A 14,028-nucleotide genomic window follows, 5' to 3' on the forward strand; every position below is an offset into this window, starting at 1 on the left:
GCGCGCGGCCGCCCGGGCGCCACGGTCGCCGGTCGCACCACGGCCGCCGGTCGCACCACGGCTGCCGGCCGCACCACGGCTGCCGGTCGCACCGCAGCCCCCGGCTGCATGACGGCGGCCCCGGTCAGACGACGGCGCCCGTGTCGTCGTCCGCGTCGTCGCGCCGGTGGGGCATCCGCCAGAGCAGCGCCGCGACGCCGAGCACGAAGACGGCCGTCGCGGCCTGGATGATCGCGGCGGGGGCCGTGGGCCACGCCACGACGACCACGAGAAGGAAGATCGGCATCCCCGCGGCGGCGAACCACGCCATCGTCAGGAGCGGGTCGCCGCCCATCACGGGGCCGGGGTCGGGGGCGACGAAGTGCTCCTCGGCCTCGTCCGCCGCGTCGGCGGCGTCCATCTGGGTGGTCCCGTCCCACGACCGACCGGTGAGCTCGGGCGGCTCGTGCCGCTCGTGCTCGGCGTCGTCGGCGGCCGGACGGATGACGCGGGGGTCCGGGACCCCCGGGGCGACGGGGTAGGTTACGGCGGGACCCGCGGCCGTCCCGGTCGTGCTCGTGGGCCCGGACGTGCCGCCCACGGGGTCGTTCCCGCCGGTCAGGTCGGCGACGATCGCCGCCCAGCGCTCGTCGTCGGTGGGCTCGCGGGGCGCGTCGGGGACGGGCTCGGGGGTGGCGCCACCGGTGCCCTCCGCGGTGCCGGGAGTCGTCCCGGGATCGGGGACGGTGTCGTCGGGGTCGTCCGGGCGTGCGGCCATGAGAGCACTCTAGAGTCGGACATGCGGTGCGGGCCGCGCGGGACATCCCCGGGCGGCGTGGTCGAGAGGTGGCAGCTTGTTCTACTGGTTGATGAAGCGGGTCATGGTGGGTCCGCTCCTGCACCTCGTCTTCCGCCCCTGGGTCCGTGGCGCGGAGAACGTGCCGAGCGAGGGCGCCGCGATCCTCGCGAGCAACCACCTGGCGGTGATCGACTCGTTCGTGCTGCCCCTCGTGCTCGACCGCGAGATCGTCTTCATCGGCAAGTCCGAGTACTTCACCGGGACCGGCATGAAGGGGCGCCTCAAGGCCGGCTTCTTCCGTGGGGTCGGGACCATCCCCGTCGACCGCTCGGGCGGCAAGGCGAGCGAGGCCGCGCTGCGCACCGGGCTGAACCGGCTGCGCGAGGGCGGGCTGTTCGGCATCTACCCCGAGGGCACGCGCAGCCCCGACGGCCGCCTGTACCGCGGCAAGACGGGCGTCGCGCGCCTCGCGCTCGAGTCCGGGGCGCCCGTCGTCCCCGTCGTCATGGTGGGCACCGACGTCGCGCAGCCGCTCGGCCGGGTCATCCCCAAGCCGGTGCGCCTCGGCGTCGTGATCGGTGAGCCGCTCGACTTCAGCCGGTACCGCGGCATGGAGAACGACCGCTTCATCCTGCGGTCGGTGACCGACGAGATCATGTACGCGCTCATGAGCCTGTCCGGCCAGGAGTACGTCGACGTGTACGCCGCGACGCAGAAGGCCCGGATCGCGACGGGTCACCCCGCGGCGGCGCCCGTGGCCGAGTCCGGCCCGACGGCGCCCGGCGGCCGGCCCGCCCCCGACGTCCAGGTGCCGGGACCGCCCGAGGACGAGGCGAGCGCGTCAGTAGGATGATCCGGTCGGCGTCCGGGGCCTCCCGGGCCGGCGCCGATCGACCAGTCCCGCCGTCACGAACCCGGACCTTGGGCCCGACGACGGGCCACCGGGACGCCCCACCCTGTGGGCGCCAGCTGTGCAGAAACAACGAGAGGTGTGTCTCATGTCGGTTCGTCGCGTCGCGCTCCTGACCGCAGGCGGCTTCGCCCCGTGCCTGTCCTCGGCCGTCGGTGGCCTCATCGAGCGGTACACCGAGATCGCGCCCGAGATCGAGATCATCGCCTACCAGCACGGCTACCACGGGCTCCTGCGGGGCGACAAGATCGTCGTCGACGCCGAGGCCCGCGCGAAGGCCGGCCTCCTGCACCGCTTCGGCGGCTCCCCGATCGGCAACTCGCGCGTCAAGCTGACGAACGCCGCCGACTGCGTCAAGCGCGGGCTCGTCCAGGAGGGCCAGAACCCCCTGCACGTCGCGGCCGAGCAGCTCAAGGCCGACGGCGTCGACGTCCTGCACACCATCGGCGGCGACGACACGAACACGACCGCGGCGGACCTCGCGGCGTTCCTCGAGGAGAACGGCTACCACCTGACGGTCGTCGGCCTCCCGAAGACGATCGACAACGACGTCGTCCCGATCAAGCAGTCGCTCGGCGCCTGGACCGCGGCCGAGGAGGCCGCCGGCTTCGCGGCCAACGTCATCGGCGAGCACCGCTCGGGACCGCGCATGCTGATCGTGCACGAGGTCATGGGACGGCACTGCGGCTGGCTCACCGCAGCGGCGGCCGCGGAGTACCGGAAGTGGCTCGACGCGCAGGAGTGGGTGCCGAGCCTCGGCCTGACGCGGGAGCGCTGGGACATCCACGCGGTGTTCCTGCCCGAGCTCGCGCTCGACATCGACGCCGAGGCGGCGCGCCTCAAGACGATCATGGACGAGCAGGGCAACGTCAACATCTTCCTGTCGGAGGGTGCGGGCATGCACGAGATCGTCGAGCAGCTCGAGGCGTCCGGCGCCGAGGTCCCGCGCGACCCGTTCGGCCACGTCAAGCTCGACACGATCAACCCGGGCCAGTGGTTCGCGAAGCAGTTCGCCGAGAAGCTGGGCGCCGAGAAGGTCATGGTCCAGAAGTCGGGCTACTACTCGCGCGCCGCCGCGGCGAACGCCGAGGACCTGCGCCTCATCAAGTCGATGACGGACCTGGCGGTCGAGGCCGCGCTCAAGGGCGACTCGGGCGTCATCGGCCACGACGAGGAGGACGGCGACCGGCTCAAGGCCATCGCGTTCCCCCGCATCGCGGGCGGCAAGGCGTTCGACGTGTCGCAGGAGTGGTTCGGTGCGCTGCTCGCCGACATCGGCCAGCCGCTCGTGCCCGGCGGCCACTCGTGACCGTCGAGGCGGACCCGCAGGTGGTCGCGGGGCTCGACCACTGGCGTGAGCTCGTCGCGACGCAGCAGCCGCGCTGGCCGGACGCCGCGGACCTCGCGCGCGTCACGGACCGGCTGTCCGCCGTTCCGCCGCTGGTGTTCGCGGGGGAGTCCGACGCGCTGCGGGCCCAGCTCGCCGCCGCGGGCCGCGGCGAGGCGTTCCTGCTCCAGGGCGGGGACTGCGCCGAGACGTTCGCCGACGCGACCGCGGACAACATCCGCAACAAGATCAAGACGATCCTGCAGATGGCCGTCGTGCTGACGTACGGCGCGAGCCTGCCGGTGATCAAGATGGGCCGCATGGCGGGGCAGTACGCCAAGCCGCGCAGCTCGGACTCCGAGACGCGCGACGGGGTGACGCTGCCGGCGTTCCGCGGCGACATCATCAACGGCTACGAGTTCACGCCCGAGGCCCGCGTGCCGAACCCCGAGCGCCTGCTCGAGGCGTACCACACGTCGGCCTCGACGCTGAACCTGATCCGTGCGTTCACGACGGGCGGCTTCGCGTCGCTGCTGCGCGTGCACGAGTGGAACCGCGGGTTCACGGCGAACCCGGCGTACGCGCGCTACGAGGAGATCGCCGCGGAGATCGACCGCGCGATCCGCTTCATGGCGGCGTGCGGCGCCGACTTCGACGCGCTGCGCACGGTCGACTTCTTCTCGAGCCACGAGGGTCTGCTGCTCGACTACGAGCGTCCGCTCACGCGCATCGACTCGCGCACCGGGCTGCCCTACGACTGCTCGGCGCACTTCCTGTGGGTCGGGGAGCGGACGCGTCAGCTCGACGGGGCGCACGTCGACTACTTCTCGCGCGTGCAGAACCCGATCGGCGTGAAGCTCGGCCCCACCAGCACGGGGGACGACGCGCTCGCGCTCATGGACAAGCTCAACCCGACGGCCGAGCCCGGCCGGCTCACCTTCATCACGCGCATGGGCGCCGGCAAGATCCGCGACCTGCTCCCCGCGCTCGTGGAGAAGGTCGCAGCCGACGGCCGCCCCGTCACCTGGGTATGCGACCCCATGCACGGCAACGGCATCACGTCGGCGAGCGGGTACAAGACGCGGCGGTTCTCGGACGTCATGGACGAGGTCGCCGGGTTCTTCGAGGTGCACCGGGCGCTCGGCACCGTCCCGGGCGGCCTGCACATCGAGCTCACCGGCGACGACGTCACCGAGGTGCTCGGCGGGTCCGAGGAGATCGACGACGAGGGCCTCGGGCGGCGCTACGAGACCCTCGTGGACCCGCGCCTGAACCACCAGCAGTCGCTCGAGCTCGCGTTCCAGGTCGTGGAGCTGCTCCGCAAGGCGTGAGGTCCGGCCCTCCGGTCGTGACGACGGCGCGTGACCCGACGGGTCACGCGCCGTTCTCGTGCGCGGGCGGCGCTGGCGGCGGCGCCGTGCGCCGTGCGCGCGTTCCGGTGCCGGACGTCCGAGGTGGGGCGTCACCCGTCAGGCGTGGGACGTCAGACGTCCGGCGTCAGACGACGGTCAGGGTGATGGTGCTGCCCTTGGGGACCTTCTCGCCGGCGGGGGTGCTCTGCGAGCGCACGGTGCCGAAGATGCCGCCGAGCACGTTCTCCCGCTTCACGGCGAACCCGAGGGCCTTGAGCGCCGCCTCGGCCTCGCCGAACTGCTTGCCGGTGAGGTCGGGGACCGCGACGGGCTCGGGGCCCTGCGACACCGTGATCGTCACCGTGTCGGTCCGGTGCCCGGCGGTCCCGGCCTTCGGCTCCTGGGCGATCACCTTCCCCGCGGGGGCGGTGTCGGACCACGCGGGGACCGCCTCGGGCGCGAGCCCGGCGTCCGTGAGCTGCGTCGTGGCCTCGTCCTGGCTCGCGCCGACGACCGAGAAGATCGTCACCGGGGCGGGGCCGTCGGACAGCGTGAGCACGACGGACGAGCCGCGCTCGACCTGCTGGCCGGGCTCGGCCGACGCCTCGAGCACCGAGCCGAGCGGCGCGCTGTCGTCGTAGTGGTCCTCGCCCGGGGCGTACTCGGCGACGAGGTCGGCCGCCTCGAGCGCGGCCTGCGCGTCGGCCTGCATCGCCCCGACGAGCCCCTCCGGCACGGCGACGAGGTCCGGGCCCTTCGACACGGAGAACGTCACGGAGCCGTCCTTGCGGATCCGGTCCCCGGGAGCCGGGTCGCTCGCGAACACCGCGCCGACCGGGGCGGCACTGTCGAACGCGTCGACCGGCTTCCCTTCGAGCCCGTGCTCCTCGAGCGTCGCGAGCGCCTCGTCGCGCGTGAGGCTCATCAGCTCCGGGACGCGTGTGTAGGCGCCGGGGCCGGACGTCATGTACCACCACGCACCGGCGGCGGCGAGCACCACGAGCAGCGCGGTGACGACCAGCCACCGCCGTCGCCGGCCGGTGGGCCGGTCCGCGCCGGGCGGTGCGCCGTCGTGCCGGGTCGACGCCACGGTGCTGCGCAGCCCGGTGCCGATCGGCAGGGCCACGGTGCGGCCGGCCTCCGCGACGTCGAGCCGGGTCGTCTCGTCCTCGCGGCGCGCGGCGTCGAGCCCCGCGGACGTCTCGCCGGTCGCGAGGTCGTCGTCCTCCGCGGGCCGGGGGTCCGTCGCGCTCGGCAGGGTGATCGTGGGCGCGACCTCGGCCGCCCGGGCGAGCGTCGGCCCGTCGAGCGTCGCGCGCGTCCGGCGCAGCTGGTCGAGCGCCGCGGCCGCGTCCACCGGTCGGTCCTCGGGCTCGCGCGCCGCGAGCGCGGTGACGAGCTCGTCGACCTCGACGGGAAGCCACCGGACGAGGTCCGACGGTGCCGGGACGTCGGAGTTCACGTGCTGGAACGCGACCTGGATCGGCGTCTCGCCCGTGAAGGGCTGACGGCCGGTGAGCATCTCGTAGAGCAGGATCCCGGCGGCGTACACGTCGGTGCGCGCGTCGCTCGCGCCGCGCGTCACGAGCTCGGGAGCGAGGTAGGCGACCGTCCCGAGCACCGTGCCGGTCGTCGTCGAGGTCACCTCGGTCACCGCGCGCGCGAGCCCGAAGTCGGCGAGCTTGACGCGGCCGTCGACCGCGATGAGGACGTTCTCGGGCTTGATGTCCCGGTGCACGAGGCCGACGCGGTGCGCGGCTCCGAGGGCGTCGAGCACGCGCTCGAGGATCCCGAGCGCGTCGCCGACGGTCAGCGCGCCGCGCTCGGCGAGGTGGCGGCGCAGGTTGGTGCCGTCGACGTACTCCATCGTGAGGTAGCTGGTCTCGCCGTCGACGCCCTGGTCGAGCACGCCGACGAGCCCGGGGTGCGTGAGACGGGCCGCGGCGCGGGCCTCCCGGCGGAAGCGCGCGACGAAGTCCGAGCCGGCGCCGCCCTCGGCGAGGTGCGGGTGCATGACCTTGAGCGCGACGTCCCGGTCGAGGCGCCGGTCGACGGCGAGGTACACCGTCGCCATGCCGCCCCGGGCGATCCGGGAGACGACCTCGTACCGCCCGTCGACCAGGCGGCCCACGAGCGGATCGGTGACGGTGGCTCCCACGCGGGTGAGTCTACGGTCGCCGTGCCCTCACATCGTGGAGGCCGCGCCTCAGCGGAAGCGCGTCATGTGCGTCTGGATGTTCGCGACGTAGCGGCGCGTGTCGGCGTACATGCCGTTGCGCTGCACGGAGGACGCGCCCTGGTAGTAGCCGGCGATCGCGGTGGGCAGGTCGGGGCTCGTCCGCACGAGCGAGCGGAGGATGGCGACGCCCGCGACGACGTTGTCGTCCGGGTTCAGCAGGTCCAGCCTGCGCCCGACGAGCTGCGAGGCCCACTCCCCGGACGACGGGATGACCTGCATCGTGCCGATCGCGTTCGCAGGGGACACCGACGTGTGGTTGAAGCCGGACTCCTGGAAGGCGACGGCCTGCGCGAGCGAGGCGTCCACGCCCATCGAGCGCGCCGTCGCGGCGACCTTCGCCTGCATCTCGGCCTTCGAGGGGACCCCGGCAGCCAGCAGGGTGGCCTTGTTCGCGTTGGCGGCGGCCACGACGGGGCTCGCGTAGGTGCGCCCCGCGAACGTGTTCCCGACGAGCTGCGCGGCCGGGGCGGCGGCCGCGGGTGCTGCCGCGCCGGGGACGGCGAGCTTCTGCCCGACGCGGATGAACGCACGCTTGTCGAGGCCGTTCGCGCCCACGATGGCCTGGACCGTGGTGCCGTAGCGCTTCGCGATGCTCGAGACGGTCTCGCCGGAGCCGACCGTGTGCGTCGCCGCCGCCGCCGCGGCGGAGGCGGCGGCGGCCGGCGCTGCCGGAGCGGGCGCGGACTGCGCGGCACCGGGGACCGTGAGCGTCTGGCCGGCACGGACGAACGCCCGCGAGTCGAGGCCGTTCGCGCTGACGATCGCGGCCACCGTCGTGCCGTAGCGCTTCGCGACGTGCGACACCGTCTCGCCGCGCGCGACCGTGTGCGTCGCAGCGGCCGGGGCGGCAGCGGCGGGGGCCGCCGCAGGAGCCGGGGCGGCTGCCGTGGAGCCGGTCGGGATGACGAGCTTCTGCCCGATGCGGATGTGGGAGGCGTCGGCGAGGGCGTTCGCGCGGGCGAGTGCCGCGACGGTGGTCCCGGTGCGCGTCGCGATGTGGCTCACGGTGTCGCCGCTGCGGACCGTGTACTGCTCGTCGGCGTGCGCGGCGCTCGCCGAGGCGGCGACCGCGGCGGCGGCCAGCACGAGCGTCGCACCGGTGCCGGTCCCCACGCGGCGCACGAGTCGGGGGTCGATGCGCTGCGGGCGGGGCCGCGCGTCGACCGTGCGCGGACGTGGCGCGGCGGACGGGGCGGTGGCGTGCTGCGTCATGTCGACCTCGTGTGGCAGATGTGATGGATGGTGCCTGTGTGACTCGTGTGACTCGACTGCGAACGTAACCCAGGGAATGCGGGCGCGAAAGCGCCGTGCCGGAATTACGGCATTGTCATTTCCGCGCATACGGGTGATCTCCGGGGTGCGTACCCTGTGGCGGTGACTGAATCCACACCACTCGACCAGCTCGTCGGCTCCTGGCTGCCGCTGCCCGACGTCGCGGAACGCCTGGGCCTCGACGTGGGCAAGGTCCGCCGGCTCCTGCAGGAGGGGCGGATCGCTGCGGTCCGCCGCGGCGACCCGCGCGTCCTGTCCGTCCCGGAGGCGTTCCTGGTCCCGAGCCACCTCGCCAACCCGTCCGCGCCGTCGCGCGAGACCACCGGTCCGGACGCCCCGGAGTGGACCGTGCTCGCCGCGCTCCAGGGCACGTTCACGCTGCTGGCCGACGCGGGGTTCGACGACGAGGAGGCGGTCGCCTGGCTCTTCACGCACGACGACTCGCTCGGCGCGACGCCGATCGAGGCGCTGCGCACCGGCCACAAGACCGCCGTCCGCCGTCAGGCCCAGGCGCTGCTCTAGGCCGCGGCGCCCGGTCCCGGCCCGAGGCCCGGCGGCCCGGGCGGCGCGAGGAGGTGCCGGTGCTCAGGCGCGCCGGTCGACCGCCGCGTGCGCGAGCCGCACGAGGTAGGTCCGGCCCGGCTCGTGCAGCGGGAGCCGGTCGAGCGCCGCGAAGGCGTCGCCCGCGAGCTCGTCGATGAGCCGCTCGACGTCGTCGGGCGCGCCCGTGCCGGCGATCGCGGCGGCCAGGGCGGCGACGCGCTCGTCGGACAGGTCGCGGATCCCGAGCTCGGAGCGGAGCCGGGCGACGGTCCCGTCGTCCCCGGACGCGACCGCACGGGCCATCGCGCGGGCGACGAGGACGGTCCGCTTGCCCTCGCGCAGGTCGTCGCCGGCGGGCTTCCCCGTCGTCGCCGGGTCGCCGAAGACGCCCAGCAGGTCGTCGCGGAGCTGGAAGGCCTCGCCGAGGGGGAGCCCCAGGGACCGGCACGCCGCGAGCGCGTCGTCGTCGGCCTCCGCGAGCGCCGCCCCGAGCACGATCGGGTGCTCGACGCTGTAGCGCGCCGACTTCGACCGGATCACCTCGCGCGCGCGCTGCTCGTCGGCCTGCGGGTCCTCGCCCCACGGGAGCGCCTGGGCCAGCACGTCGAGGTACTGGCCGACCGTGACCTCGGTGCGCATCAGGTCGAACACGCCGCGCACGCGCGAGCGCAGCGCAGCAGGCTCGGGGTCGAGCGCCCGGGAGAACACGTGCTCGCTGCGGACGAGCGCGAGGTCGCCGAGCAGGATCGCCGCCGACTCGCCGAAGCGGCGGGCGTCCCCCGACCAGGCCGCGTCCTCGTGCAGCGCGGCGAACGTGCGGTGCGCCGCGGGCAGCCCGCGCCGGGTGTCCGAGTCGTCCATGACGTCGTCGTGGAAGAGCGCGGCCGCCTGGAACAGCTCGAGCGCCGCACCGACCTGCACGACGACCTGCTCGCGCGCGGTCCCCGGCACGCCGCCGTGCGCGCGCCAGGACCAGTAGCAGAAGGCGGCACGCAGCCGCTTGCCGCCGCCCAGCATCTGCTCGACGGCGCCGGCGAGCCGGTCCGCGTCGGCGCTCGAGGCGGCGAGGCTCGGACGGAGGTCCTCGACGTGGAGGCGGAGCGCAGCGTCGACGCGGCTGCGGACGTCCTCGACGTCGACGAGTGAGGGGGAGGAGGTCACGCGGGCAGCCTAGGTGCGCTCAGGGGGCGGTGCGCACCCGTCCGCCGAGCGTGAGCGTGCGCACCCCGTCCCGGTCGAGGACGCCCACGATGACGATCTCCTGGCCCTCGCTGCGGCTGAACGTCGCCTGCGCCGCGAGCCCCGGCTCGGCAGCCGCACCCGCCGTCTCGGCGAAGCCGGCGGCCAGCACCGTCGCCCGGACGCCGTCGAGCAGCGCGGCCGCGTCCTGCGGGCTGCGCAGGTTCAGGCTGATCTCCCGCAAGCCAGCGGGGTCCGGCGGCTGTGCCGAGGAGACGAGGACCTCGGCGTCGGCGGGCACGGTCACGAGGTCGGTCGGGAAGCCGTCGACGAGGCGACCCACCGCGGAGGAGGCGTCGGGCCCGGCGGTGAGCAGCGCCTCGGTCGGGGACGGGGCCGGTGCGGCGTCGCCGGCGGTTCCGGCGGCCGTGCTGGTGGCCGTACCGGTGGGGTCGGGCGTCGGCTCGGCGTCCGCGGTGCACCCGGCGAGCGCGCCCGCGGCGACGACGGTCGACACGAGCGCCGTGCACGCACGTCGGGCGGGGGAGGGGCGGAGCACGCGCACACCGTAACGAACGTCCCCGCGGTGCGTGGCGCGCGGGTGGTCGGGCGACCCCAGGGGCCGTCGGTCGACACGCGGTCCACAGGCTGCGGGGCACGGCGCCCGACGAGCGGTCGGGCTCGCTTGGGTACCGACATGGACACGACGACGATCCGGGTCAGCGAGCCCCGGGAGATGCTCGCCTACCTTCCGCACCAGCTGGGGTTCCGGCCGCACGAGAGCGCCGTCGCCGTGAGCCTGCGACCACCCCGCGGGCGGATCGGCCTGGTGGCCCGAGTCGACCTCGCCGACCTGGGCGACGTGGTGCACGGCCCCCAGGTCGCGCGCGGGCTCGTCGCGCACCTGGGCGCGGACGGCGCCGGGCGCGCGGTGCTGGTTCTCTACACCGCCCAGGACCCGCGCGGTCCCGACAGCCCGCCGGTCGCGAGGGCCGCAGCGGAGCACTTCCGTGAGGCGGCGGCCGCGGGACTGTCCGACGTCGCCGTCTGGGTCGTGACGGCCGACGGCTACCTGGCGCTCGACTGCGACGACGCCGGCTGCTGCCCGCCCGGCGGCCGGGCGCTGCGCGACCTCGAGTCGACCGCCGTCGGGGCTCAGCTCGTGCTCGCCGGCTCCGCGGTCGCCGACTGCCGGGCCGACGTCGCGCGCATCCCCGCGGCGGGCGGTGACGCGCGCCGGTCGGTGGCACGCGTCGCGGCGCGCTGGCGCGGGCGCCGGGAGCGGGCGCTCGCCGACGGTCCGGCGGCTCTCACGGCGTGGCGCCTCGCGTCGCTCGCGGCGTGGCGGGACGAGGTCGCCGTGGTGCTCGCGGGGGCGCCGTCCGTGGGAGCGCCGGCGCTGGGTCGCCTCGACGTCGCGCTCGCTGACACACGGGTGCGCGACGCGGTGCTCGTCAGCATGGTGCCCGGTCCGCCGGACCTCCCCGAGCGGTCTCTGCGGGAGGCGCCGGGCGCGACCGACGCGCTCGTCGCCGAGGCGGTCGCCGGGATCGTCGACCAGCGACGTGGTGTCGTCCCACCGCCGGCGCTCACCGCCGCCCACGTGTCGGTGCTCGAGCGCGTCGTTGGGCACGGTCGCCGCGGCGCGCAGGCACCGGCGTGCACGCTGCTCGCCCTGCTCGCCTGGTGGCAGGCGGACGGTGCCCGCGCGGGGCTGCTCCTCGAGCGCGCGCTGGAGGAGGACCCGGACCACCGGCTGGCGCGCATCCTGGACCGGACGCTCGCGGTCGCGATGCCCCCGGGCTGGGTCCGACGCGCCGGTTGACCAGGCCCGTCGTCCGGCGTGCGTTCGTCGCGGGGCCCGCGCTCCGGTAGCGTCACGGCAGGGGCAGGACGTCAGTGCGTCGAGAGCGGAGGACCGATGGGCATCGTGGTCGGGTACCTGGCAACCCCTGAGGGGCGTGCGGCGCTCGAGACGGCGTCGGGCGAGGCCGAGCGGCGCGGCGAGTCCCTCGTCGTGGTGGTCAGCGAGCGAGGCGACGAGACCGACGAGCACCGCCAGGAGACCCAGGCGGCCCTCGACGCGGTCCGGTCCGAGCTGACGTCGCGCGGCATCGAGCACGACGTCCGCGTGCTGGCCCGTGGCCGGGACGTCGCGGAGGACCTCATCGGCACGGCGGAGGAGGTCGGGGCCGGGCTCATCGTCATCGGCCTGCGTCGTCGCAGCCCCGTGGGCAAGCTCATCCTCGGCGCCAACGCGCAGCGCATCCTGCTCGACTCCCCGTGCCCCGTGCTCGCGGTCAAGCCCGTCGCGAGCTGACCGCTCGGCGGGCGGTGCGCCCGCGCAGGACCCCGCTGCCCCGGGTCTCCCGGCAGCGGGAATCTTTCCTTGCGCCCGCACGTTGTCAACCTCGTCAGTCTCGAGAGAGCGGTGGGCACCGGGTCCACGCGCGATCCTCGAGCGTCGCGTCTCCGCGCCATCTGCGCCGGGACCCCGTCCACGCTGACCCGAACGGCCCTCTCGGCCCGCTGTGCCGAGGTGCGGCCGGTACAATATGGGAGCACCCGCCGATCTGATCTGGGTCTCTCGCTGCCGAAAGGTCGTTTGTGTCGCTCCAGCCTTCGCACCCCGCACTCCCGCGTGAGTTCGAGCATCCTGCCATGCAGGAGCTCGTCCGTCGTGGCCGGACCCACGGAAGCGTCGACGCGGTCGCCCTGCGCACGGCCTGCGAGCAGGCCCAGGTCCAGGACGCCAAGCGTCTCAAGGCCGTCGTCCGCGGTCTCGCGACCGCCGGGATCGCCGTCGAGGAGCCCGTCCCCGCGGCGCGCGCCGTCGCTGCCACGAGCGCGAAGACGCGCCCCGCCGCCAAGGCCGTCGTCGCCGACGGTTCCGCCGAGGCCCCCGCCGCTCGCAAGCCCGCCCGCGCCAAGGCCGCCCCCAAGGCGCCGTCCGCTGCCAAGGCGGCTGCCGGTGCCAAGGTCGCGTCGGCCAAGGTCGCGTCGGCCAAGGTCGCCGCCCCGAAGACCGCCACGCCCGACGGCGAGGTCGCCGAGGACGAGGTCGAGCTCGAGGACGTCGAGCTCGAGGACGTCGAGCCCGCTGTCGCCGAGGTCGAGGCCGTCGCCGGCGACCTCGAGGAGGACGCCGAGAAGCCGGCCAAGCCTGCTGCCGCCGCCGACGAGGCGACCGAGGAGAGCGTCGGCTTCGTCTACTCGGACGCCGACGACGACGACGCCCCCGCCCAGCAGGTCGTCACCGCCGGTGCGACGGCCGACCCGGTCAAGGACTACCTGAAGCAGATCGGCAAGGTCGCGCTGCTGAACGCCGAGCAGGAGGTCGAGCTCGCCAAGCGCATCGAGGCCGGCCTGTTCGCGGAGGAGCGCCTCAACGCGGGCGTCACCATGGAGCCCAAGCTGCGGCGCGAGCTCGAGTGGATCGCGTCCGACGGCCGTCGTGCCAAGAACCACCTGCTCGAGGCCAACCTGCGCCTCGTCGTCTCGCTCGCCAAGCGGTACACGGGTCGCGGCATGCTCTTCCTGGACCTGATCCAGGAGGGCAACCTGGGCCTCATCCGTGCGGTCGAGAAGTTCGACTACACCAAGGGCTACAAGTTCTCGACCTACGCGACGTGGTGGATCCGCCAGGCCATCACCCGCGCGATGGCCGACCAGGCGCGCACGATCCGCATCCCCGTGCACATGGTCGAGGTCATCAACAAGCTCGCCCGCGTCCAGCGCCAGATGCTCCAGGACCTGGGCCGCGAGCCCACGCCGGAGGAGCTGGCCAAGGAGCTGGACATGACGCCCGAGAAGGTCGTCGAGGTCCAGAAGTACGGCCGCGAGCCCATCTCGCTGCACACGCCGCTCGGTGAGGACGGTGACAGCGAGTTCGGTGACCTCATCGAGGACTCCGAGGCCGTCGTCCCGGCGGACGCGGTCAGCTTCACCCTCCTCCAGGAGCAGCTGCACCAGGTCCTCGACACGCTGTCCGAGCGGGAGGCCGGCGTCGTCTCGATGCGCTTCGGCCTGACCGACGGCCAGCCGAAGACGCTCGACGAGATCGGCAAGGTCTACGGGGTCACGCGCGAGCGGATCCGGCAGATCGAGTCCAAGACCATGTCGAAGCTGCGTCACCCGTCGCGTTCGCAGGTGCTGCGGGACTACCTCGACTGAGTCCGCAGGACCCCGCACGTCACGAAGGCCCGGTGCACACGCACCGGGCCTTCGTGCGCTGGCGTGCGGCTGCGCCGCGCGTCCACCGGCCCTCGGCCGCCGATGTGTCGCTCTACGGCGCGCACCACCGGGCTGCCAGTGCCTGGCGTCCGGCTCTGCGCCGTGCACGCGTCGGGTCCTCGCGTGCCGGTGTGCGGCTCTGCGGTGCGCACGCGCGGGCGCCGTTCGTGGACGCGTGCTGCGCCGGCCCCGCGG

General features: G+C 74.5%; 12 protein-coding genes. 7 read left to right on the forward strand and 5 right to left on the reverse strand.

Features of this window, described 5'->3' with window-relative positions; all coding sequences use genetic code 11:
- Window positions 1–124 precede the first annotated feature (124 nt).
- Window positions 125–757 carry a hypothetical protein gene (locus tag AB6N24_RS00005; protein WP_412867420.1) on the reverse strand — a complete coding sequence of 211 codons (633 nt, stop codon included), beginning with the start codon at window positions 755–757 and terminating at the stop codon, window positions 125–127.
- Between the two features lie 76 nt (window positions 758–833).
- Between AB6N24_RS00005 and AB6N24_RS00010 the strand changes: the two genes are divergently transcribed.
- The 3 genes from AB6N24_RS00010 to AB6N24_RS00020 all read left to right on the forward strand — a co-directional run bounded on the left by AB6N24_RS00010 (window position 834) and on the right by AB6N24_RS00020 (window position 4,346).
- Complete coding sequence (locus AB6N24_RS00010; RefSeq protein ID WP_412867421.1) at window positions 834–1,631, forward strand: lysophospholipid acyltransferase family protein; 798 nt, start codon at window positions 834–836, stop codon at window positions 1,629–1,631.
- Between the two features lie 145 nt (window positions 1,632–1,776).
- Window positions 1,777–2,997, forward strand: coding sequence for a pyrophosphate--fructose-6-phosphate 1-phosphotransferase (locus tag AB6N24_RS00015; RefSeq protein ID WP_258723534.1), 1,221 nt, complete (start codon window positions 1,777–1,779; stop codon window positions 2,995–2,997).
- Window positions 2,994–4,346: a class II 3-deoxy-7-phosphoheptulonate synthase gene (locus tag AB6N24_RS00020; protein ID WP_412867422.1), complete on the forward strand. Its 1,353-nt coding sequence runs from the start codon at window positions 2,994–2,996 to the stop codon at window positions 4,344–4,346. Before AB6N24_RS00015 ends, AB6N24_RS00020 begins: the two co-directional genes overlap by 4 nt.
- A 166-nt stretch (window positions 4,347–4,512) precedes the next feature.
- Here the strand turns inward: AB6N24_RS00020 and pknB are convergent, their stop codons facing one another.
- Together pknB and AB6N24_RS00030 are read right to left on the reverse strand one after the other, a co-directional pair.
- Entirely contained in the window at window positions 4,513–6,525 is a 2,013-nt protein-coding gene (gene pknB / locus AB6N24_RS00025; protein WP_412867423.1) for a Stk1 family PASTA domain-containing Ser/Thr kinase, read from the reverse strand.
- Between the two features lie 48 nt (window positions 6,526–6,573).
- Window positions 6,574–7,818, reverse strand: coding sequence for a LysM peptidoglycan-binding domain-containing protein (locus AB6N24_RS00030; RefSeq protein WP_412867424.1), 1,245 nt, complete (start codon window positions 7,816–7,818; stop codon window positions 6,574–6,576).
- 162 nt (window positions 7,819–7,980) lie between these two features.
- Between AB6N24_RS00030 and AB6N24_RS00035 the strand changes: the two genes are divergently transcribed.
- Entirely contained in the window at window positions 7,981–8,400 is a 420-nt protein-coding gene (locus AB6N24_RS00035) for an Rv2175c family DNA-binding protein (protein WP_412867425.1), read from the forward strand.
- A 63-nt stretch (window positions 8,401–8,463) separates the two neighbouring features.
- On the opposite strand, the gene AB6N24_RS00040 is transcribed toward AB6N24_RS00035, so the two are convergent.
- Both AB6N24_RS00040 and AB6N24_RS00045 read right to left on the reverse strand, forming a co-directional pair.
- On the reverse strand, window positions 8,464–9,582 hold the full coding sequence (locus AB6N24_RS00040) for a polyprenyl synthetase family protein (RefSeq protein WP_412867426.1): 1,119 nt from the start codon (window positions 9,580–9,582) through the stop codon (window positions 8,464–8,466).
- A gap of 19 nt (window positions 9,583–9,601) precedes the next feature.
- Window positions 9,602–10,159, reverse strand: a complete 558-nt coding sequence (locus tag AB6N24_RS00045; RefSeq protein WP_412867427.1) for a hypothetical protein — start codon at window positions 10,157–10,159, stop codon at window positions 9,602–9,604.
- Between the two features lie 138 nt (window positions 10,160–10,297).
- On the opposite strand from AB6N24_RS00045, the gene AB6N24_RS00050 reads away from it, so the two are divergent.
- From AB6N24_RS00050 to AB6N24_RS00060, 3 genes are all read left to right on the forward strand, one after another.
- Window positions 10,298–11,425: a DUF4192 domain-containing protein gene (locus AB6N24_RS00050; RefSeq protein WP_412867428.1), complete on the forward strand. Its 1,128-nt coding sequence runs from the start codon at window positions 10,298–10,300 to the stop codon at window positions 11,423–11,425.
- Window positions 11,426–11,521: 96 nt separating this feature from the next.
- Window positions 11,522–11,920, forward strand: a complete 399-nt coding sequence (locus AB6N24_RS00055) for a universal stress protein (protein WP_412867429.1) — start codon at window positions 11,522–11,524, stop codon at window positions 11,918–11,920.
- Between the two features lie 341 nt (window positions 11,921–12,261).
- Window positions 12,262–13,773 (forward strand): RNA polymerase sigma factor, encoded by a 1,512-nt coding sequence (locus tag AB6N24_RS00060; protein ID WP_412867430.1) that lies wholly within the window; start codon window positions 12,262–12,264, stop codon window positions 13,771–13,773.
- The last annotated feature ends 255 nt before the right edge of the window (window positions 13,774–14,028 follow it).

This window comes from Cellulomonas jepli (assembly GCF_047229345.1).
Taxonomy (GTDB): Bacteria; Actinomycetota; Actinomycetes; order Actinomycetales; family Cellulomonadaceae; genus Cellulomonas_A.